This window comes from Pseudomonas sp. MYb327, assembly GCF_040438925.1.
Lineage (GTDB): Bacteria > Pseudomonadota > Gammaproteobacteria > Pseudomonadales > Pseudomonadaceae > Aquipseudomonas.
In genome coordinates this window covers 3904736-3924504 of sequence record NZ_CP159258.1, presented here as the reverse complement: position 1 = coordinate 3924504, position 19769 = coordinate 3904736, and the positions used below count along the sequence as shown (strand labels likewise).

The 19769-nt window shown below is 58.0% G+C and carries 22 protein-coding genes; 14 read left to right on the top strand and 8 right to left on the bottom strand.

Annotated features, from left to right (window positions below; translation table 11 throughout):
• Positions 1 to 27: 27 nt before the first annotated feature.
• From ispF to rpoS, 6 genes are all read left to right on the top strand, one after another.
• Entirely contained in the window at positions 28 to 501 is a 474-nt protein-coding gene (ispF, locus tag ABVN21_RS17750; protein WP_339554432.1) for a 2-C-methyl-D-erythritol 2,4-cyclodiphosphate synthase, read from the top strand.
• The gene (gene truD, locus ABVN21_RS17745) at positions 498 to 1556 is read left to right on the top strand and encodes a tRNA pseudouridine(13) synthase TruD (RefSeq protein ID WP_339554433.1); all 1059 of its coding nucleotides are present in this window, start codon (positions 498 to 500) and stop codon (positions 1554 to 1556) included. The genes ispF and truD overlap by 4 nt, the downstream gene beginning before the upstream one ends.
• Positions 1544 to 2293, top strand: coding sequence for a 5'/3'-nucleotidase SurE (gene surE, locus ABVN21_RS17740; RefSeq protein ID WP_339554434.1), 750 nt, complete (start codon positions 1544 to 1546; stop codon positions 2291 to 2293). The genes truD and surE overlap by 13 nt, the downstream gene beginning before the upstream one ends.
• Positions 2294 to 2334: 41 nt before the next feature.
• Positions 2335 to 2970 carry a protein-L-isoaspartate(D-aspartate) O-methyltransferase gene (locus ABVN21_RS17735; RefSeq protein ID WP_339554457.1) on the top strand — a complete coding sequence of 212 codons (636 nt, stop codon included), beginning with the start codon at positions 2335 to 2337 and terminating at the stop codon, positions 2968 to 2970.
• Between the two features lie 211 nt (positions 2971 to 3181).
• Positions 3182 to 4039 (top strand): peptidoglycan DD-metalloendopeptidase family protein, encoded by an 858-nt coding sequence (locus tag ABVN21_RS17730; RefSeq protein ID WP_339554435.1) that lies wholly within the window; start codon positions 3182 to 3184, stop codon positions 4037 to 4039.
• 103 nt (positions 4040 to 4142) lie between these two features.
• Positions 4143 to 5150, top strand: a complete 1008-nt coding sequence (gene rpoS / locus ABVN21_RS17725; protein WP_034149873.1) for an RNA polymerase sigma factor RpoS — start codon at positions 4143 to 4145, stop codon at positions 5148 to 5150.
• A gap of 482 nt (positions 5151 to 5632) precedes the next feature.
• Here rpoS and fdxA read toward each other — a convergent pair whose 3' ends face one another.
• Complete coding sequence (gene fdxA / locus ABVN21_RS17720; protein WP_339554436.1) at positions 5633 to 5956, bottom strand: ferredoxin FdxA; 324 nt, start codon at positions 5954 to 5956, stop codon at positions 5633 to 5635.
• A 142-nt stretch (positions 5957 to 6098) separates the two neighbouring features.
• Complete coding sequence (gene mutS, locus ABVN21_RS17715; protein ID WP_339554437.1) at positions 6099 to 8678, bottom strand: DNA mismatch repair protein MutS; 2580 nt, start codon at positions 8676 to 8678, stop codon at positions 6099 to 6101.
• A 347-nt stretch (positions 8679 to 9025) separates the two neighbouring features.
• Between mutS and ABVN21_RS17710 the strand changes: the two genes are divergently transcribed.
• From ABVN21_RS17710 to recX, 3 genes are all read left to right on the top strand, one after another.
• A complete protein-coding gene (locus ABVN21_RS17710; protein WP_339554438.1) occupies positions 9026 to 9526 on the top strand; it encodes a CinA family protein in 501 nt (166 codons plus the stop codon).
• An 83-nt stretch (positions 9527 to 9609) separates the two neighbouring features.
• On the top strand, positions 9610 to 10662 hold the full coding sequence (recA, locus tag ABVN21_RS17705) for a recombinase RecA (RefSeq protein WP_339554439.1): 1053 nt from the start codon (positions 9610 to 9612) through the stop codon (positions 10660 to 10662).
• An 8-nt stretch (positions 10663 to 10670) separates the two neighbouring features.
• Positions 10671 to 11138 (top strand): recombination regulator RecX, encoded by a 468-nt coding sequence (recX, locus tag ABVN21_RS17700; RefSeq protein ID WP_339554440.1) that lies wholly within the window; start codon positions 10671 to 10673, stop codon positions 11136 to 11138.
• 44 nt (positions 11139 to 11182) lie between these two features.
• Here recX and ABVN21_RS17695 read toward each other — a convergent pair whose 3' ends face one another.
• Positions 11183 to 12301, bottom strand: coding sequence for a TIGR00730 family Rossman fold protein (locus ABVN21_RS17695; RefSeq protein ID WP_339554441.1), 1119 nt, complete (start codon positions 12299 to 12301; stop codon positions 11183 to 11185).
• Positions 12302 to 12644: 343 nt separating this feature from the next.
• Here ABVN21_RS17695 and ABVN21_RS17690 point away from each other — a divergent pair, with 343 nt between their 5' ends.
• Complete coding sequence (locus tag ABVN21_RS17690; RefSeq protein WP_339554442.1) at positions 12645 to 12851, top strand: hypothetical protein; 207 nt, start codon at positions 12645 to 12647, stop codon at positions 12849 to 12851.
• Here the strand turns inward: ABVN21_RS17690 and ABVN21_RS17685 are convergent, their stop codons facing one another.
• Positions 12852 to 13274 (bottom strand): PA3611 family quorum-sensing-regulated virulence factor, encoded by a 423-nt coding sequence (locus ABVN21_RS17685; RefSeq protein ID WP_034149866.1) that lies wholly within the window; start codon positions 13272 to 13274, stop codon positions 12852 to 12854.
• A gap of 189 nt (positions 13275 to 13463) precedes the next feature.
• Between ABVN21_RS17685 and ABVN21_RS17680 the strand changes: the two genes are divergently transcribed.
• The 3 genes from ABVN21_RS17680 to ABVN21_RS17670 all read left to right on the top strand — a co-directional run bounded on the left by ABVN21_RS17680 (position 13464) and on the right by ABVN21_RS17670 (position 15503).
• A complete protein-coding gene (locus ABVN21_RS17680; RefSeq protein ID WP_339554443.1) occupies positions 13464 to 14207 on the top strand; it encodes a tRNA-uridine aminocarboxypropyltransferase in 744 nt (247 codons plus the stop codon).
• Positions 14208 to 14414: 207 nt separating this feature from the next.
• Positions 14415 to 15065, top strand: a complete 651-nt coding sequence (gene erdR / locus ABVN21_RS17675; RefSeq protein WP_034149864.1) for a response regulator transcription factor ErdR — start codon at positions 14415 to 14417, stop codon at positions 15063 to 15065.
• A 75-nt stretch (positions 15066 to 15140) separates the two neighbouring features.
• Positions 15141 to 15503, top strand: a complete 363-nt coding sequence (locus ABVN21_RS17670) for a diacylglycerol kinase (protein ID WP_008060649.1) — start codon at positions 15141 to 15143, stop codon at positions 15501 to 15503.
• Here ABVN21_RS17670 and ABVN21_RS17665 read toward each other — a convergent pair.
• Positions 15500 to 16426: a LysR family transcriptional regulator gene (locus ABVN21_RS17665; protein ID WP_339554444.1), complete on the bottom strand. Its 927-nt coding sequence runs from the start codon at positions 16424 to 16426 to the stop codon at positions 15500 to 15502. The two genes, ABVN21_RS17670 and ABVN21_RS17665, sit on opposite strands and share 4 nt — an antisense overlap.
• A 139-nt stretch (positions 16427 to 16565) precedes the next feature.
• On the opposite strand from ABVN21_RS17665, the gene fpr reads away from it, so the two are divergent.
• On the top strand, positions 16566 to 17345 hold the full coding sequence (fpr, locus tag ABVN21_RS17660; RefSeq protein ID WP_008054100.1) for a ferredoxin-NADP reductase: 780 nt from the start codon (positions 16566 to 16568) through the stop codon (positions 17343 to 17345).
• A 154-nt stretch (positions 17346 to 17499) separates the two neighbouring features.
• Here fpr and tsaA read toward each other — a convergent pair whose 3' ends face one another.
• The 3 genes from tsaA to ABVN21_RS17645 form a co-directional block, all read right to left on the bottom strand.
• The gene (gene tsaA, locus ABVN21_RS17655) at positions 17500 to 18198 is read right to left on the bottom strand and encodes a tRNA (N6-threonylcarbamoyladenosine(37)-N6)-methyltransferase TrmO (RefSeq protein WP_339554445.1); all 699 of its coding nucleotides are present in this window, start codon (positions 18196 to 18198) and stop codon (positions 17500 to 17502) included.
• Positions 18199 to 18289: 91 nt separating this feature from the next.
• Positions 18290 to 19060, bottom strand: a complete 771-nt coding sequence (locus ABVN21_RS17650) for an SDR family oxidoreductase (protein WP_339554446.1) — start codon at positions 19058 to 19060, stop codon at positions 18290 to 18292.
• Positions 19061 to 19250: 190 nt separating this feature from the next.
• Complete coding sequence (locus ABVN21_RS17645) at positions 19251 to 19721, bottom strand: DUF1456 family protein (RefSeq protein ID WP_046816549.1); 471 nt, start codon at positions 19719 to 19721, stop codon at positions 19251 to 19253.
• Between the last annotated feature and the right edge of the window lie 48 nt (positions 19722 to 19769).

Here is a 19769-nt window from a genome sequence, read left to right as displayed (position 1 = left end):
CCCTGACAAAAATCGGGGCGTTTTTTTATGCGTATTGGCCACGGCTATGATGTGCACCGTTTCGCTGAAGGCGATTTCATTACTCTGGGCGGCGTGCGCATTGCACACAGCTTCGGGCTGCTCGCTCACTCCGACGGTGACGTCCTGCTGCACGCCTTGAGCGATGCCTTGCTCGGCGCTGCGGCGCTGGGGGATATCGGCAAGCATTTCCCTGACACCGACCCGCAGTTCAAGGGGGCCGACAGTCGCGCGTTGTTGCGTCATGTCGTCGCGTTGATCCACGCCAAGGGCTGGAAGGTCGGCAACGTCGATAACACCATCGTTGCCCAGTCGCCGAAAATGGCTCCCCATATCGAATCCATGCGTGCGTTGATTGCCGCGGATCTTCAAGTCGAGTTGGATCAAGTGAACGTAAAAGCTACCACCACTGAAAAGCTTGGTTTTATCGGTCGCGAAGAAGGCATTGCCGTGCATTCCGTTGCCTTGTTGCTGCGCGCATGAACGAACTGCAATTGCTCGGCCCGCGGGCCTATGGCGAAGCGCTCGGCACTGCCGTACTCAAAGCCATCGCGGAAGATTTCCAGGTCGACGAAGTCCTCGATATTCCCTTGAGCGGCGACGGCGAACACCTGTGGATCTGGGTGGAAAAACGCGGCCTGAACACTGAAGAAGCGGCGCGACGGATTGCCAAGGCGGCAGGCGTGTCATTGCGTACTGTGAGCTATGCCGGACTCAAGGATCGTCAGGCGCTGACGCGCCAGTGGTTCAGCGTGCAACTGCCGGGCAAGGCCGATCCGGATCTGTCGGGGGCAGAAAACGACACGCTGAAAATCCTCAAGACCAGCCGCCACAAACGAAAGCTGCAGCGCGGCGCTCACTCGGCGAACGGATTCACGTTGCGCCTGACGCAGTTCGCTGGCGATAAGGCTGCCATAGAAAAGCGTCTGCAACTGATCACCAAGCAAGGCATCCCCAACTATTTCGGGTCCCAGCGTTTCGGCCATGACGGCGGTAACGTGGTCGATGCCCGCGCCTGGGCCGCACGCAAGGCTTTGCCGGAGCAGCGCAACGTGCGATCGCGTTTGCTCTCAACGGCGCGCAGTTTTCTGTTCAATCAGGTGTTGGCCGCGCGCGTCGCTGATGGCACCTGGCAGCGCGCTCAAGTCGGTGACTTGCTGGCGTTCACCGACAGCCGCAGTTTCTTTCCGGCTGGTGAAGCCGAGTGCAGCGACCCGCGACTGGCAATCCTCGATCTGCACCCGACCGGGCCACAGTGGGGCGAAGGTGACTCGCCGGCCACGGGCGCTGTCCATGAACTGGAGCAGGCGATCGCCGCACGTGAAGCAGACCTTCGCGATTGGTTGATCAACGCCGGAATGAGCCACGAACGTCGCATCCTGCGGCTGCCCATTGCCGGGTTGACGTGGCATTATCCCGAGCCTGACATTCTGCAACTGGAATTCGTCCTGCCGGCCGGATGCTTCGCCACTGTATTGGTGCGCGAGCTTGTTGATCTGGTGCCGGTGGGGCAGACGGACAGCCCATGCGTATTCTGATTTCAAACGACGATGGGGTAACCGCACCCGGTCTCGCCGCGCTTTATGCTGCGCTGGCGGATTACACCGAATGCGTGGTTATCGCCCCGGACCAAGACAAAAGCGGCGCCAGCAGCTCGCTGACGCTCGACCGTCCGTTGCATCCGCAGACGCTTGCCAACGGCTTTATCAGCATCAATGGCACGCCGACCGATTGTGTGCACCTGGGCCTCAACGGCTTGCTGGAGCGTGAAGCGGACATGGTGGTTTCCGGGATCAACCTGGGCGCCAACCTGGGCGATGATGTGCTGTATTCCGGCACCGTGGCGGCAGCGCTGGAGGGGCGTTTTCTGGCGCGTCCTTCGTTTGCCTTTTCACTGGTCTCACGACAAGTCGAGAACCTTTCCACAGCGGCTTACTTTGCGCGCAAACTGGTCGAAGCCCATGCTGACCTCGATCTGCCTCCGCGTACGGTATTGAACGTGAATATTCCCAATCTGCCGCTGGATCACATTCGCGGTATCCAGTTGACCCGACTCGGCCATCGCGCTCGCGCGGCGGCACCGATGAAAGTGGTCGACCCGCGAGGCAAGGCCGGCTACTGGATCGCTGCTGCGGGGGATGCCGAAGACGGCGGACCGGGCACCGATTTCCATGCGGTGATGCAGGGCTATGTTTCCATCACCCCGTTGCAACTGGATCGCACCTTCAATGATGCCTTCAGAAGTCTCGATGGCTGGCTGGAGGGGCTGCGCTAATGTCTCGTGAGCAAGACGATATGCTGCGTCGCGGCATCGGAATGACCTCGCAGCGAACCCGCGAACGCTTGATCCAGCGTCTTTACGAAGAGGGTCTGTCCAACGCCAAAGTGCTGGAAGTCATCCGCCGTACGCCACGTCATCTGTTCGTCGACGAAGCGCTGGCGCATCGTGCCTATGAAGACACCGCGCTGCCGATCGGGCATAACCAGACCATTTCTCAGCCTTATATGGTGGCTCGCATGAGTGAGTTGCTGCTTGAGGCTGGTCCTTTGGACAAAGTGCTGGAGATCGGCACAGGTTCGGGCTACCAGACTGCCGTGTTGTCGCAATTGGTCGAGCGGGTGTTTTCCGTGGAGCGCATCAAGGTGCTGCAGGATCGGGCCAAGGAACGCCTGGTCGAGTTGAACCTGCGCAACGTGGTGTTCCGCTGGGGCGATGGCTGGGAGGGCTGGCCGGCGCTGGCGCCCTATAACGGCATCATCGTGACTGCAGTGGCGACCGATGTGCCTCAGGCATTGCTCGATCAACTGGCGCCCGGGGGGCGTCTGGTCATACCGGTAGGAGCTGGCGAGGTTCAACAATTGATGCTCATCGTTCGGGAAGAACAGGGCTTTTCCAGGCGCGTCCTGGGGTCGGTGCGCTTCGTCCCGTTGCTCAATGGGCCGTTGGCCTGAGCATTTATTTTGGCACGCTGAATTCTCCTCGATTGCCTTTGTCTTACAGCGGCATCGATCTGTTAAACGGGGTTTTTTGCCAGGCAGCAAACGTGTGCGCCATGCCATTTCGCTTCATTAAGGGTAAAGCTTGCACGGCCCGTTATACTTGCGACATTTTCTGCCGGGATACGGCATTTCACATTTTCAGCCACCACAAAGGGAGCGGCGGGTGAGTCTCACAGTCATTGCGCAGCGTATGGGTACAACAAGCTTTCAGCGCCTGGTGACTGGCCTTGTCTTGAGCACCTTGCTGGTCGGATGTTCCAGCAACAAATCCAGCGATGTACGGGTTGTCGACCGCAACAATGCCGCGGCCCAGCGTCCCGCAGTGACGACCGGCCAATACGTCGTCCGGCCGAAAGACACCTTGTTTTCAATTGCCTTTCGCTATGGCTGGGACTACAAGGCGCTCGCGGCCCGCAACAACATTCCCGAGCCTTACACGATCCGTCCGGGTCAGACGATTCGCTTTGACGGGCGTACCGGTTCAACGCCGGCGCCGGTAGCCAGCACCACCGATTCAACGCCTTCTTCGTCGCTGAAAACCACGGTTATCCGGCGTCAGGCGAATGGCGCAACCACCAGCACAGCAGTGGTTGCACCGTCCGTCGCCACCAAGCCGGCACCTGCTCCGCTACCGCCTGCCGGCCCAGCCCCGACCGGCTGGGGATGGCCTTCTAATGGCATTCTGATTGGAAAATTCTCTTCAAACGGGAGTTTGAATAAAGGAATTGATATCGCCGGAGATTTGGGACAGCCTGTTTTAGCTGCGTCTGATGGGACGGTGGTATACGCCGGGAGTGGCTTAAGGGGCTACGGCGAATTGGTCATCATCAAACACAGCGAAACCTACGTAAGTGCCTACGGTCATAACCGCAGGTTGTTGGTTCGGGAGGGGCAGCAGGTCAAGGTCGGACAGACAATTGCCGAAATGGGGTCAACGGGTACAGACCGGGTGAAACTGCATTTTGAGATTCGCCGACAAGGTAAACCTGTAGATCCGCTGCAATTCCTGCCGCGTCGTTGATCGCTTACCAGCCTGTTCCATCGTAGAGGGGACAGGCTCCAGCGTTGCCAAGGATAAAGGCGCCGCTTGAGCTTGAGGTCGAACTCACCAAAGGACTATAACAATGGCTCTCAGTAAAGAAGTGCCGGAGTTTGACATCGACGATGAGGTTCTCCTGATGGAGACCGGCATCGGTACGGATTCGATGTCGAATGAAGAAGGGGCGGCTCCACCTTCCGTTCGTGCCAAATCCAAACACTCCGCTTCGTTAAAGCAACACAAGTACATTGATTACACGCGGGCACTCGATGCCACGCAGCTGTACCTCAATGAAATCGGCTTTTCCCCTCTGTTGTCCCCCGAAGAAGAAGTTCATTTTGCGCGCCTGTCGCAAAGTGGTGATCCGGCCGGGCGCAAACGCATGATTGAAAGTAACTTGCGGCTGGTGGTGAAAATCGCCCGGCGCTATGTCAATCGTGGCTTGTCGCTGCTCGACCTGATCGAAGAGGGCAACCTCGGCTTGATTCGGGCGGTGGAGAAGTTCGACCCCGAGCGCGGTTTCCGCTTTTCGACTTACGCGACCTGGTGGATTCGTCAGACCATCGAACGCGCGATCATGAATCAGACCCGGACCATCCGGTTGCCGATTCATGTGGTCAAAGAGCTCAACGTGTACCTGCGGGCCGCACGGGAACTGACTCAAAAACTCGACCATGAACCCTCACCCGAAGAAATCGCCAACCTGCTGGAAAAACCGGTAGGAGAGGTCAAGCGCATGCTGGGCTTGAACGAGCGGGTTTCTTCGGTCGACGTCTCGCTGGGTCCGGACTCGGATAAAACCCTGCTGGACACCCTCACCGACGATCGACCAACCGATCCATGCGAACTGCTGCAGGATGACGACCTGTCCCAGAGCATCGATCAATGGCTCTCGGAGTTGACTGACAAGCAACGGGAGGTGGTCGTGCGCCGCTTCGGCCTGCGCGGTCATGAGAGCAGCACCCTTGAAGACGTAGGCCTGGAAATTGGCCTGACCCGCGAGCGGGTCAGACAGATTCAGGTTGAAGGTCTGAAGCGTCTCCGGGAAATCCTGGAGAAAAACGGCCTGTCGAGCGAGTCGCTGTTTCAATAAGCGATGCGTTGCTGTTCAACAAAAAGCCCCGACTGGTTCGGGGCTTTTTGTTATTGGGAGACAGCCTTCACCTGCCTTCGGTGTCCTCTCAAGTTTGTCGTCTTGCGTTGTAAGCCTTTGCTTACTCTTTCGTAAGTGTTCGTTATTTTTACACCTTGTAAGTTGCCAATGATGCTCGGGTGTAATTTTATCTGTTTGAAAAATAACGATAATTTTCAAAATTAACAACGTGTTACACGGTGTTTGGGCACTGAGGGGTGATTGCTCTTGCTGCAGAACACTCTAGTATCCGGGGTGTGTCGACGGACTGACACGCCCTTCAAGGATGAGGGGAATGGACATCGCAGGAAGCGGTTCATCAGGACGATGAAAAGGATTACAGGGAATATGGAAAAAATGTGGGCGGGTCAAACCGCCCCTTTTTTTGCCTGTAGAAAAGCAAAAAGGCCCTTGTGGGGCCTTTTTTGGGAACGCGGGGGTAATCAGCGTTCGAGGTGTTCGATCTTGCCTGGCTTGCCATCCCACTCAGCGGAGTCTGGCAGTGGATCTTTACGTTCAGTGATGTTCGGCCAGATTTCAGCCAGCTCAACGTTCAACTGAATGAAGTTTTCCATGCCAGCAGGGATTTCATCTTCCGAGAAGATGGCCACAGCAGGGCATTCAGGTTCGCACAGTGCGCAGTCGATGCACTCATCCGGGTGAATCACCAGGAAGTTAGGGCCTTCGTAAAAGCAGTCCACCGGACACACTTCTACGCAGTCGGTGTACTTGCACTTGATGCAGTTGTCGGTGACGACGAAGGTCATTTCTAATTTTCTCCTCAGGCGCGGCTTGCTGCGCCCCTTCACGTGGGGGTCGCAAGGTTTGGGAGCGATAGTCTGCAGGCCAGGCTAAAAGCCTGCAGCATCCCAAACCGCGCGAGATTCTAACAGCTTGCAAGCTGATGCGTTAGATCCGTGTCTTTAGTGTATAGAGCATTTCGAGTGCGCGACGTGGTGTCATGTCGTCCAGATCAAGTTTGGCCAGCTCGTCGAGCACTGGATGCGGCAGGCTGGCGAACATATCGCTCTGTTGCGGCACGGCCGGTTTGCCCTTGGAGGGCTTGGGCGCTTCATGGGGCAACGCGGTGTCTTCCAGTCGGCTCAAATGCTCGCGGGCGCGCACGATCACTTCGCTCGGTACGCCAGCCAACTGTGCAACAGCCAGGCCGTAGCTTTGGCTGGCAGGCCCCGGCAATACGTGGTGCAGGAATACGATGCGTTCGTTGTGTTCGGTAGCATTGAGGTGCACGTTGGCGACCAGTGGCTGGGCTTCCGGCAAGACCGTCAGCTCGAAGTAGTGGGTGGCGAATAACGTGTAGGCCCGCAGCTGCGCCAGCCGTTCCGCCGCCGCCCAGGCCAGCGACAAACCGTCGAAGGTGCTGGTGCCGCGTCCGACTTCATCCATCAGTACCAAACTGCGCTCGGTGGCGTTGTGCAAGATATTGGCGGTTTCGCTCATTTCGACCATGAAGGTCGAACGCCCGCCGGCCAAGTCATCGCTGGAGCCGATCCGGGTGAAGATCCGGTCGACCAGCGACAGTTCGCAACTGGCCGCTGGTACGAAACTGCCAATGTGCGCCAGCAACACGATCAAAGCGGTCTGGCGCATGTAGGTGGATTTACCGCCCATGTTCGGACCGGTGATCACCAGCATGCGGGTATTGTCGTCGAGGCTCAGATCGTTGGCCACGAACGGCGTGGTCAGCACTTGTTCGACCACTGGGTGACGACCCTGGCTGATACGCATGCATGGCTCGCTGACGAAGCGCGGGCAGTTCAGGTCGAGGTTCAGCGCACGCTCGGCCAGGTTGCTGAGTACGTCCAGTTCGGCCAGCGCCGCTGCAGTGTCCTGCAAGGGTGGCAATTGCGCGATCAGATCTTCGAGTAGAGCCTCGTAAAGCATCTTCTCCCGTGCCAGCGCACGGCTCTTGGCCGACAGCGCCTTGTCTTCAAAGGCCTTGAGTTCTGGCGTTATAAAGCGCTCGGCACCTTTGAGGGTCTGGCGACGGATGTAGTCGGCCGGCGCGGATTCGGCTTGCTTGCTTGGCAGCTCGATGAAGTAACCGTGAATGCGGTTGTAACCGACCTTTAGGTGCGACAACCCGGTGCGAGCCTTTTCCCGTGCTTCGAGGTCGATCAGGAATTGCCCGGCGTTCTCGCTGAGCGATTGCAGTTCGTCGAGTTCGCTGTCGTACCCGGTCTTCAGTACGCCGCCATCGCGGATCACGGCGGGCGGGTTGTCGATAATGGCTTTTTCCAGCAACGCCGCCAGTTCCGGATAGGTGCTGGTCGTCGTCGCCAGTTGATTGAGATGCGGCGCCTCCAGTTCGGTCATTGCAGCTTGCAGCTCCGGCAGTGCGCCAAGGGCATCACGCAGTCGGGCGAGGTCACGAGGGCGGGCATTGCGCAAACCGATTCGAGCGAGAATCCGTTCTATGTCGCCGATTTCCTTGAGCTGCGGTTGCAGCTTCTCGAAACGATAGCGGTCGAGCAGGCAGGTGATCGAGGTCTGACGTGCGAGCAGAACGGTCAGGTCGCGCAACGGGCGGTTCAACCAGCGGGTCAGCAGGCGACTGCCCATGGCGGTCTGGCAGCGGTCGACCACGGATTGCAGCGTGTTGTCCCGGCCACCGGCCAGGTTGGTGTCCAGTTCCAGGTTACGTCGGCTCGCACCGTCCAGTACCACGGTATCGTCCAGGCGTTCATGGCGCAGGCTACGCAAGTGGGGCAGGGCGGTGCGCTGGGTTTCTTTCGCGTAGGCCAGCAGGCAACCGGCGGCGCCGATGGCCAGGGTCAGATTCTCGCAACCGAAGCCTTTAAGGTCCTGAGTGGAGAATTGCTGGCAAAGACTTTTCAGCGCCGAGTCGCGCTCGAAATCCCACGGCGCACGGCGACGAACCCCACGACGTTTTTCCGCCGGCAGATCTTTCGGCCAGTCATCCGGAATCAACAGCTCTACCGGATTGACCCGCTCCAGTTCCGCCAGCAGGTTTTCCCAGCCCTTGATTTCCAGCACGCTGAAGTTTCCGCTGGTGATATCCAGTACGGCCAGACCGAACAGGCGTTCGTCGCCCAGTACTGCGGCGATCAGGTTATCCCGACGTTCATCCAGCAGCGCTTCGTCACTCACCGTCCCCGGCGTGATGATCCGCACCACCTGGCGATCCACCGGCCCTTTGCTGGTAGCCGGGTCTCCGACCTGCTCACAGATCACTACCGATTCGCCAAGCTTCACCAGTTTCGCCAGGTAACCTTCGGCGGCATGGTAAGGAATCCCGCACATCGGAATCGCTTGCCCGGCCGATTGCCCGCGCGCAGTCAGGGTGATGTCCAGCAACTTGGCGGCCTTCTTCGCGTCCTCATAGAAGATCTCGTAGAAGTCACCCATGCGGTAGAACATCAGCTGGTCCGGGTGCTGGTTTTTCAGGCGCCAATACTGCTGCATCATTGGGGTGTGGGAGGACAGGTCGGAAAGGGCTTTATTCATTGGGGATCGGAAAACTCGTTGAAAGGTGTGGGGCAAAAGTGGGGCAATCGCCCGGCTTTTCCGCAATGGGCGCAAGATTAACATGGGCAGTCTGTCGGACGCAGGCACGAACGCCACGCGGTCTGTTTAGGCAACCGCAGGTGCCGAGGTCGTCATCGGATTCATGATCGCTGGATCGCCAGCGAGTCGGCGTATTCCCGTCAGATGCTCCAGGCGATCAGCCTTTTAGTCACGGTTTTGCCGCATCATATAAAAGACCAGGCATACACATTTTGATCGGCTCCAAACCTTGCAAGCGCGATTCGCTCGTGTACGTTAGTTCCATTCCGCTCGATCAGGAGATGACCGTGAAAGAAATCACACAACTGGCTGCTGAACTTGGCAGACGCTTGCAGGTGCTCAATGCCCATGTCACTGCCGCCGAGTCCTGCACGGGGGGCGGAATCAGTGAGGCGATCACCCGGATTCCTGGTAGTTCGGCATGGTTCGAGGCCGGTTACGTCACCTACTCCAACCGTCAGAAAACCCAGCAGTTGAATGTCCCGGTCGAGTTGTTTTCGACGGTAGGGGCGGTCAGTCGCGAGGTGGTCGAGGCGATGGTTCGTGGCGCGCAGGAAAAAAGCCACGCGCGTTTTGCCGTGGCAGTCAGTGGCGTGGCCGGGCCGGATGGCGGTTCGCCGAGCAAGCCGGTAGGCACGGTCTGGCTGGCCTGGGGCGTCGGTGAGCAGGTGTTCAGCGAAGTGCAGCACTTCCCCGGCAATCGCGACGAGGTCCGCCGACAAACGGTGAAGGCCGCGCTAGAGGGGCTGCTGCGGCATGCCGCGGGAGAAATCTCAAATCAGGGGTAGGCGATCCTCAAACGCTGTGGAATAATACTGGCTACTTATACAGGTGTTGGCCGTCAGGCCTTATTGATTACGTGAGGACTTTAATGGACGACAACAAGAAGAAAGCCTTGGCTGCGGCCCTGGGTCAGATCGAACGTCAATTCGGCAAGGGTGCCGTAATGCGTATGGGCGATCAGGACCGTCAGGCAATCCCATCCATCTCTACTGGCTCTCTGGGTCTGGACATCGCGCTGGGCATTGGCGGTCTGCCAAAAGGCCGTATTGTTGAAATCTACGGTCCTGAATCTTCCGGTAAAACCACGCTGACATTGTCCGTGATCGCCCAGGCTCAAAAAGCCGGCGCGACCTGCGCATTCGTCGACGCCGAACACGCCCTCGATCCTGAGTACGCCGGCAAACTGGGCGTCAATGTCGACGACCTGCTGGTTTCCCAGCCGGATACCGGTGAGCAAGCACTGGAAATCACCGACATGCTGGTGCGTTCCAACGCGGTTGACGTGATCATCGTCGACTCCGTGGCGGCGCTGGTGCCAAAGGCTGAAATCGAAGGCGAAATGGGCGACATGCACGTCGGCCTGCAAGCCCGCCTGATGTCCCAGGCGCTACGTAAAATCACCGGTAACATCAAAAACGCCAACTGCCTGGTGATCTTCATCAACCAGATCCGTATGAAAATCGGCGTGATGTTCGGCAGCCCGGAAACCACCACCGGTGGTAACGCGCTGAAGTTCTACGCTTCGGTTCGTCTGGACATCCGTCGTACTGGCGCGGTGAAGGAAGGTGATGAGGTTGTCGGCAGCGAAACCCGCGTCAAGGTTGTGAAGAACAAGGTGGCTTCGCCGTTCCGTCAGGCAGAGTTCCAGATTCTTTACGGCAAGGGCATCTACCTCAATGGTGAGATGATCGACTTGGGTGTTCTGCACGGCTTCGTTGAAAAATCCGGTGCCTGGTATGCCTATGAAGGCACCAAGATCGGTCAGGGCAAGGCAAACTCGGCCAAGTTTTTGGCAGACAATCCGGAAATCGCGGCAAAGCTCGAGAAGCAACTGCGCGACAAGCTGCTGACTCCAGCGCCGGACGTCAAGGCTTCCCCAGTCAAAGAGACTGAAGACGATCTGGCTGACGCTGATATCTGATCAATCGGATGACCGCCGTACTCGATACAATCGTCGCGGTGCGGCGAACCGCCATGGACCTGCTCGCACGACGCGAGCACGGTCGGGTCGAGCTGACGCGAAAGTTGCGTCAGCGTGGCGCGCTCCCTGAAATGATCGAAATAGCCCTCGACCGATTAACGGAAGAGGGGTTGTTGTCCGAATCCCGTTACCTCGAAAGCTTCGTTTCCTACCGTGCACGTTCCGGTTATGGCCCTTTGCGTATTCGTGAAGAGTTGAGCCAGCGCGGCTTGCAGCGCAGCGATATCGAACTTGCCTTGCGCGAGAGCGGTATCAGTTGGTCGGAACAACTCGAAGACACCTGGCGACGCAAGTTCTCCGGACACTTGCCGATCGACGCCCGGGAGCGTGCCAAACAAGGCAGGTTCCTGGCGTATCGGGGATACTCAATGGAGATGATCAACCGCTTGTTCAGCGGTCGAGGGATGGACGATTGACTGAAACGGCTCGCTACTTTGATAGCGGGCCGTTTTTTTATGTCTCACATAACCTTTGAAGACACCCGCGTGCGCTGTTGTGCTGGGGGGTGGGCTTGCGCCCAGTTTTCGGACAGGTTGATGTAGTCCACTAACTCGCGCAAACGGCCATGATCACGGGCGTTGAAGGTGAAGGCCAATCGCGCCAGATGGCTGAACTGAGCATCGTCGTGCTCCTCGCCATTGTAAGCATGTTGATGGAAGTGATCGCTCAGGCACAGGTCGGCGAATTTTTCCTGCATGTGTTCGATTGCCTGGTCACTGAGAGGGTGGTTCATACGAATCACGAACTGATGCTTGAGCCAGCGGCTGGAGTGGTAGTTGCTGTAAAACTGGTTGATCTGCTCCACTGCTTCCTCGGCGCTGTAGACCAGCTTCACCAACTTCATGTCGGTGGGCAGGATGTAGCGGTTTTCCTCTAGCTGGTGGTGGATGAAGTCCAGCGCGCCTTGCCAGAATTTCCCACCTGGCGCATCCAGTAACACCACTGGCACCAGTGGACTTTTGCCGGTCTGGATCAACGTCAGCACTTCCAGCGCTTCATCCAGGGTGCCAAAACCGCCCGGGCACAGCACCAGCGCATCGGCTTCCTTGACGAAGAACAACTTGCGGGTAAAGAAGAAATGGAAGGGCAGCAGGTTGGTGGTGCCATTGACGGTGGGGTTGGCATGCTGCTCGAAGGGCAGGGTGATATTGAACCCCAGACTATGGGTCAGGCCGGCGCCTTCATGCGCGGCGGCCATGATGCCGCCGCCGGCACCGGTGATGACCATCAGGTCCGAGCGTGCCAGCGCAGCCCCGAGTTCCCGGGCCAAACCATACAGTGGGTGTTCAATCGGTGTGCGGGCCGAGCCGAAGACAGTGACCTTTCGTCGTCCCCGAAACTGCTCCAGCACACGGAAAGCGTGCTCCAGTTCGCGCAGGGCTTGCAGGGTGATCTTGGCATTCCAGCGGTTGTGGTCTTCCTGGGCCATGCGCAGCACGGTCAGGATCATATCGCGGTAGATCGGAATGTTCGGGCTGTTGGGTGAAACAAGGCTGAGTTGCTCTTCGACCTTGCTGATGAGGTCGTGGCCGCTTTCTTCAAAATGACGGCTCAGGAGGTCATTCGGTTGGTAAGGCATTCAACTTCTCCTTTTGTACAGAACCCTTTTTGCACTGCACTACGCGTAATGGGCGGCCCCTTTCCGACCTTGAAAAAAGTGAACGTGGATACCTGAAATTTAGACCCTTGCGGTGATTTACGCTGCTTTGATCATTGCGCCGCAAAGTCTTTCCTGGCAACCGCTTATTGATGATTTGCCAAGTGGTTTCACCGCTCGTCTGAACACACGCCGAGTGTCTGCCGCTCTGATTTACTAAGTTACAGGCGTCACACGACAACGTTGCGTCAACGGCAGGGCGCACCGTACTAGCAGCAAAAGGACTTATCGCTCGACAAGAGCGAGGTGCAAGGAGGCGGGAGCCATGGCCAGAGTCATTCTGGAGATAGAGATCGATACGCAGTTGTATCGATTATTGAAGTCATCGGCCGAGACCCATCATGTGAGTCTCGAAGAGGAGTGTTGCCGACGACTTGAAGGGGCAGAGCCGCACTCACGTTATTTGCAGGCTTTACTGGCAGAACTGCGCGCCGAGGCCGAGGATGAACAGCGGCGCGCCAAATCCCATTGATTACTTTTTCTTCGTGGTCGCTTTCGGGCAATCCGATTCCTGATAGCTGGCGGAGCCGACCGAGCGGTTGGTCTTCACTTCGGTAAAGTCATAGCGCATCGTGGCGCCCTTGGCCATGAGCTTGCGGAACGACGGGTTGTTGCATACCGAAGCGCCAAGTTGGAAATACACGGCTTTTGGATCAGCGCGCATCTTGTTGGCGTGGCTGCTTTGCACGCTCAAATGGTTGATCAACGTCGTACCTTCGACGGTATAGCCCTGATCAAGAATGTCTTCGTTGATCGCCCGTGGCGTGCCAACACTGCTTTGTGCGGCGACGTTTCGCAGCTCTTTGTTCAGATTCTGCTCACTCAAGGACGCAGCCTGAGCGTTGAAGGACGACGCCAGCAGAATGGCAGCGGTGGGAACGATAAGGCGCAGCATGAAACTCTCCTGGTTCAGTGACTGGTGGTTCGACCCGTCACGTGACTGTGCGTTCAGTGGCGGCGAATTATAGGGGAGGTGGCCCGGACGGTACAGGTTTGCGCCTGTCGGTCTGGTAAACTGTCGACCTTTATTGCCCTGCCGAGTGTTGTTCGTGTCGATTTCCCTGTTTTTTCGGTGTTGCCTGCGATGAGCCATGCCCCCAACGCCGTAGCCCGCTTGCGCGATCAGCGCGAAGAGGAAGGCATCAAGCCGATTCAGGCCCGTGGCTGGCGCGCAACCCGTTGCCGTGCTTGTCGGGTGATCGAGAGTCACTGCTTGTGCGCCTGGCGTCCTCAGGTCGAGACCCGCTCCGGTGTGTGCCTGATCATGACGAACAAGGAAGTGTTCAAGCCGAGCAATACGGGCTGGCTGATCGCTGATGTGGTGCGCGATAACCATGCCTTCATCTGGTCGCGTACCGAAACTGACCCGCAGTTGCTGGCGTTACTCGCCGACCCGCAATGGCAGCCGTATCTGGTGTTTCCTGGCGAGTACGTCGAGCCTGAGCGGGTGACGAACACGGTTGACGTCGATAGCAGCAAGCGGCCGCTGTTCATTCTGCTCGACGCGACCTGGACCGAAGCCCGGAAAATATTCCGCAAAAGCCCGTATTTCGACGGACTTCCGATCCTGAGCCTGCTTCCCGAGAAACTTTCACGCTATCGGCTGCGCCGGTCGACCCGCAGTGAGCATTTGTGCACGGCTGAAGTGGCGGCGCTGTGCCTTGATCTGGCAGGTGATGTTGAGGCCGCATCCGCGCTGGAGGCTTATTTTGATGTGTTCAGCCAACATTACCTGGATGCAAAACATCAACTGGAAATGAACGTTGAAACACCGGCACATGCCGAGTTGATGCCATTCGTGCAGAACGCCGTGCCTGCGCTCGGCTGATTGTCTCCGATTCTGTAAAGAACTGTGCTGGCCATGCACCTTGACCACCCCGGTTTCGCTGGGCATGCTTGGCGCCGATTGGGGTGCGGCTGAAGTTTGATACGCCGTGTTCTTTACGTTAGAAACACGTGATTGGCGTTGAACGTGCCCCGTTGGTGCAGCTCCGTGGCTGTGCCGAGTTGTTTGAAAAACAGGATCATTTGAAAAATGGCCACATACGAAATCCTGATTGCCGATGACCACCCGCTTTTTCGTTCGGCCCTGCATCAAGCGCTAACCCTCGGTCTTGGCCCGGATGTCCGCCTGGTAGAAGTGGCGAGCATTGCCGAGCTGGAAACCCGCCTGACCGAAAAAGCCGACTGGGATCTGGTGCTGCTGGATCTGAACATGCCGGGGGCGTATGGTTTTTCCGGACTCGTGCTGTTGCGCGGCCAGTATCCGCAAATTCCGGTGGTCATGGTCTCGGCTCAGGAAGAAGCGACGATCATGGTCAAGTCCCGTGAATTCGGCGCCAGTGGCTTCATTCCCAAGTCCAGTGACTTGAGCGTGATTCAGAAAGCGGTACGTGCAGTGCTCGACGGTGATGTGTTCTGGCCACCGCAGGCGTTTGAAGCGGTCAGTGTTTCCGATGAGGCCAAGGCTGCCAGTGAAGGGCTAGCGAGCCTGACACCCCAGCAGTTCCGCGTCCTGACCATGGTTTGCGAAGGATTGCTGAACAAGCAGATTGCTTACGAGTTGAGCGTTTCCGAAGCAACGATCAAGGCCCATGTGACCGCGATTTTCCGTAAGCTGAATGTACGCACCCGGACTCAGGCGGCTTTGCTCCTGCAACAACTTGAGTCAATTTCGAGCCACTGAGGGTTGGCATCTTCACGCTTTTTTGACTTTGGTTAATCTAGCTTTCCCACTCCTTTTCGGTCAGTTGCTCACTCTATGTCCCCTTTCAAAGGCCAGACCGGCCTGAAACGCATCCTCAACGCCTCCGGTTATTCCCTGGACGGTCTGCGCGCAGCCTTCACCGGTGAAGCGGCATTCCGGCAGTTGGTCTTGCTCAACGTGATCCTCATTCCGCTGTCGTTCTTCCTGAACGTCAGCCGGGTCGAGCAGGCGTTGTTGATCGCGGTGTGCCTGTTGGCGCTGATCGTCGAGTTGCTTAACTCGGCGGTGGAAGCGGCCATCGACCGCATTTCCCTTGAACTGCACCCATTGTCGAAAAACGCCAAGGACATGGGCAGCGCCGCGCAGCTGGTAGCACTGACCATGATCGCGCTGGTGTGGGCAGTGATTCTGCTTTAAGCAATCGCTGGCAGAACGATCTCGTCGCTGCGCTGAACCCCGGCGGTAAAGGCGCGGCAGAGATCGAGAAACTCGCGCATGGCCGAGGTCTGGTATTTCTGTTTGTGCCAGATGAAGTAAAACTGCCGCGCCAGGTCCAGATCCGGTGTCTCTACTGGCACCAGGCTGCCGCGACGGAATGCGTCGCGCAGGGCCAGTCGCGAGATACAGCCAATCCCCAGACCGGATTCCACCGCGCGCTTGATCGCTTCGGTGTGCTCCAGCTCGAGGCGGATGTTCAGCGAGCTGCGGTGATGACGCATAGCCTGATCGAAGGTCAGTCGCGTGCCCGAGCCTTGTTCACGCAGTATCCACGCTTCGTGGCTCAGCTCTTCCATGGTCGCGGTGCCACGCTTGGCCAGCGGATGCTGCGGTGCGCAAAACACCACCAGCTCATCCTCGACCCAACTCTGCACTTCGATGTCCGGGTGGCTGCAATCGCCTTCGATTAGACCCAGATCAATTTCATAGTGGGCCACTTGTTGCACGATATTGGCAGTGTTCTGCACGTGCAGCTTCACTTGGCTTTCCGGGTGGCGCTGCATGAAACCGCCGATCAACAGGGTCGCCAGGTAATTGCCGATGGTCAGGGTCGCGCCCACTGCCAATGAGCCGAAACCGGATTTGCCATTGAGCAGGTCCTCGATCTCCTTGGCCTGATCGAGCATCGCCACCGCTTGCGGCAGCAGCTGTTTACCGAGGGCGTTGAGGCTAAGGCGTTTGCCGGCGCGGTCGAACAACTGGCAGCTCGACTGGCGTTCCAGCTCGGTGATTGAGGTGCTCGCCGCTGACTGCGAAAGATTGAGAAGTCCCGCAGCACGGGAAACGCTCTCCTGCTGGGCGACGGCGACGAATACTTGAAGTTGACGGAGAGTAAATCGCATATCGATATAACCGATAACCCTTATCTTAATAATCCAGTTAACAGATATTGTCGTCGCTATTAGAATGCGATGCAATTGCGCACCGGCCGCGCTCTTTTAGCAGAGCAAGCGCAGACCCAATCTCCAGGAGTCCCCGTACATGAGCAACATGAACCACGAGCGTGTCCTCAGTGTTCACCACTGGAACGACACTCTGTTCAGCTTCAAGTGCACCCGTGATCCGGGCCTGCGCTTCGAGAACGGTCAGTTCGTGATGATCGGCCTGCAACAGCCCAACGGCCGCCCGCTTATGCGCGCTTACTCGATTGCCAGCCCGAACTGGGAAGAGCATCTTGAGTTCTTCAGCATCAAGGTACCTGATGGTCCGCTGACTTCCCAGTTGCAGCATCTGAAGGAAGGCGACGAGATCATCATCAGCAAGAAGCCTACCGGCACGCTGGTGCTGGATGACTTGAAGCCTGGCAAACATTTGTACCTGCTCAGCACCGGTACCGGTCTGGCGCCGTTCATGAGCGTCATCCAGGATCCGGAAACCTACGAGCGTTTCGAAAAAGTGATCCTGTGCCACGGCGTGCGTTACGTCAACGAAGTCGCCTACCGCGAATTCATCACCGAGCACCTGCCGCAGAACGAGTTCTTCGGCGACGCGCTGCGTGACAAGTTGATCTATTACCCGACCGTGACCCGTGAGCCGTTCGAGAACGAAGGTCGCCTGACTGATCTGATGCGCAGCGGCAAGCTGTTCAGCGACATCGGCCTGCCACCGATCAACCCGCAGGACGACCGCGCCATGCTGTGCGGTAGCCCAAGCATGCTCGACGAAACCAGCGAAGTGCTGAACAGCTTCGGCCTGAAAGTTTCGCCGCGGATGCGCGAGCCGGGTGATTACCTGATCGAGCGTGCGTTCGTAGAGAAGTGACCTGTAGGAGCTGGCTTGCCAGCGATGGACTTCAATTCACCGCGTTTAACCGGTGAACACGTGTTTTCGTTAACGACCATCGCTGGCAAGCCAGCTCCTACAAAAAAGCCCGCGTTCCCTGAAAAGGTAGCGCGGGCTTTGTTGTTTCCAGCGTCTAGTCGCTTGCGGGGATGACTTCCAGGACGCGGATCATCTCCGGCGTCGGGTAGTGCCACCGCACATCCACATCCCAGAATTGCGCGCCGTATTCCCGCTCCGGCGCGGGCGTTTGGTACGCCGGGCGCGGATCTTGTGCCAGGCATTGCTCAATCAGCTCAATCAACGGTTCTTCAAGGCGCTGAGCGTGCCCGTAAGCCTGTTGCAACGCCACATCCGTCCACTGCACGGGAATCGGCCTTGGCGCAGCACTGGCGATGGTGTTGGAGGCCGTGTCGATGATGTCGGCGTAAGGCACGTAGGGTTTGATATCGAGGATCGGCGTGCCATCCAGCAAATCGATGCCGGATATACACAGTCGATTGGCTTCAACCTTGTCCAGTTTGACCACTGACTGGCCAATGCCATTGGGACGGTGCGTGGCGCGGGTGGCGAACACACCCATGGATTTGTTACCGCCCAGGCGAGGAGGGCGGACTTTCAGGCGTGGCTTTTCTTCCAGGGCTTGATGAAACAGGAACAGCAGCCAGACATGGCTGACCTGCTCCAGGCCCTGCACCGCATCGCCTTGATCGAATGGCGCCACCAATTCCAGGATGCCACGCGCAGCCGGGGCCAACTGTGGCTGGCGTGGAATGGCGAACTTCTCCTTGAAGCAGGAACGCACGAAGCCGATGGGGGAAACGCTGTAGGTCATGGTTTGGGGTCGAGGCGGGAATGAGGCGGACATGATAGCCCATGCGCATTCCGTGGCGAGGGAGCAAGCTCCCTCGCCACAAAGGCGGGTGTCAGAGGCTGAACCCGCCATCCAGTGGAATGATATTCCCGGTCATATAGGCACCCGCCGTACTCGCCAAACTGATCGCCAGCGCCGCCATTTCTTCCTCGCGCCCCCAACGCTTCATTGGAATCAACGCCGTGTCGTCGGCCAACGCCTGCTCGTCATTGCCAATGTGTTGCGTCATCTTGCTTGGAAAGCGCCCCGGCGCAATCACGTTGACGTTGATGTGCTGGCTCACCAGTTCCCGCGCCAGAATCCGCGACAGTTGGTGCAGGGCCGCCTTGCTCGGCCCGTAGGCGTAAGCCTGTTCGCCGAATGAGGAAATCCCGGCTACGGAGCCGATGTTGATGATCCGGGCGGGATTGGCTTCAGAGCCGGCCTTGCGCATTAACGGCAGGAACTGCTGGATGCAGTTGAACACCGAGGTCACATTGAGCTGCATGACCTTTTCCCAGCCCTTGTTCGGGTAGCTTTCCAACGGCGCACCCCATGTAGTGCCGGCATTGTTGACCAAAATATCGAGGTGGCTGATCTGCTCGCCCAGTCGCGTAGCCAACTGCTGCACACCTTCTTCGGTGGCCAGGTTTGCAGCTAATCCCACGCAACGACCCAAGGCACCGAGTTCATCTGCGGTTTGTTGGCAGGCCTCGGGATCGCGGGCGCAAACGTACACCGTAGCGCCGGCCTCGACATAGGCCTTGGCGATCATTTTGCCGATACCACGGGTGCCGCCGGTCACCAGAGCGGTGCGGCCTTGCAGGGAAAAGTAGGGATGCATGGCGAGTCCTGAAAGCTGAGGGTCATTACACCCTAGTCGTCAGGCGCGAAAAGCGGAGCCACTATTTTTGCGCGGAATGCGAGGCCATTCGATTGGGCCTGCACTCACCACCGAAGGAGCCGGCTTGCTGGCGATGGTGATTTCAAAGATGCCATCGCCAGCAAGCCGGTTCCTACGGGGGGATGAGCGTTTATTGCGGGCGTACGCGCAGGGTCAGGCCCTTGAGGAAATTGCGCAGCAACTGATCGCCGCACGGGCGATAGTTGGTGTGACCGAACTTGCGGAACAGTGCGCTCAGCTCCGGCTTGGACACCGGGAACTCGGCGGCCTTGAGGATCGCGTGCATGTCGTCTTCTTTCAGCTCGAAGGCCACGCGCAGTTTTTTCAGGATGATGTTGTTGGTCACCGGCACTTCGATCGGCTGCGGCGGACGACTTTCGTCCTTGCCGCGCTTGAAGATCACCAGGCCGTCGAGGAAGTGTGCCATGACTTCGTCCGGGCAGCGTACAAAGCCTTCTTCGTCTTCTTCTTTCTTGTCGAGGTAGGTCAGCAGGTCTGGCAGGGTCACGTCCATACCACCTAGCTTGATGATCTCGATGACTTTCTTGTCGCTGATGTCGAGCATGTAGCGCACGCTGCGCAGTACGTCATTGTGAATCATGGTGTGCAATCCTGATATTCAGCAGTGGGCGCCGCATCAAACGACGGC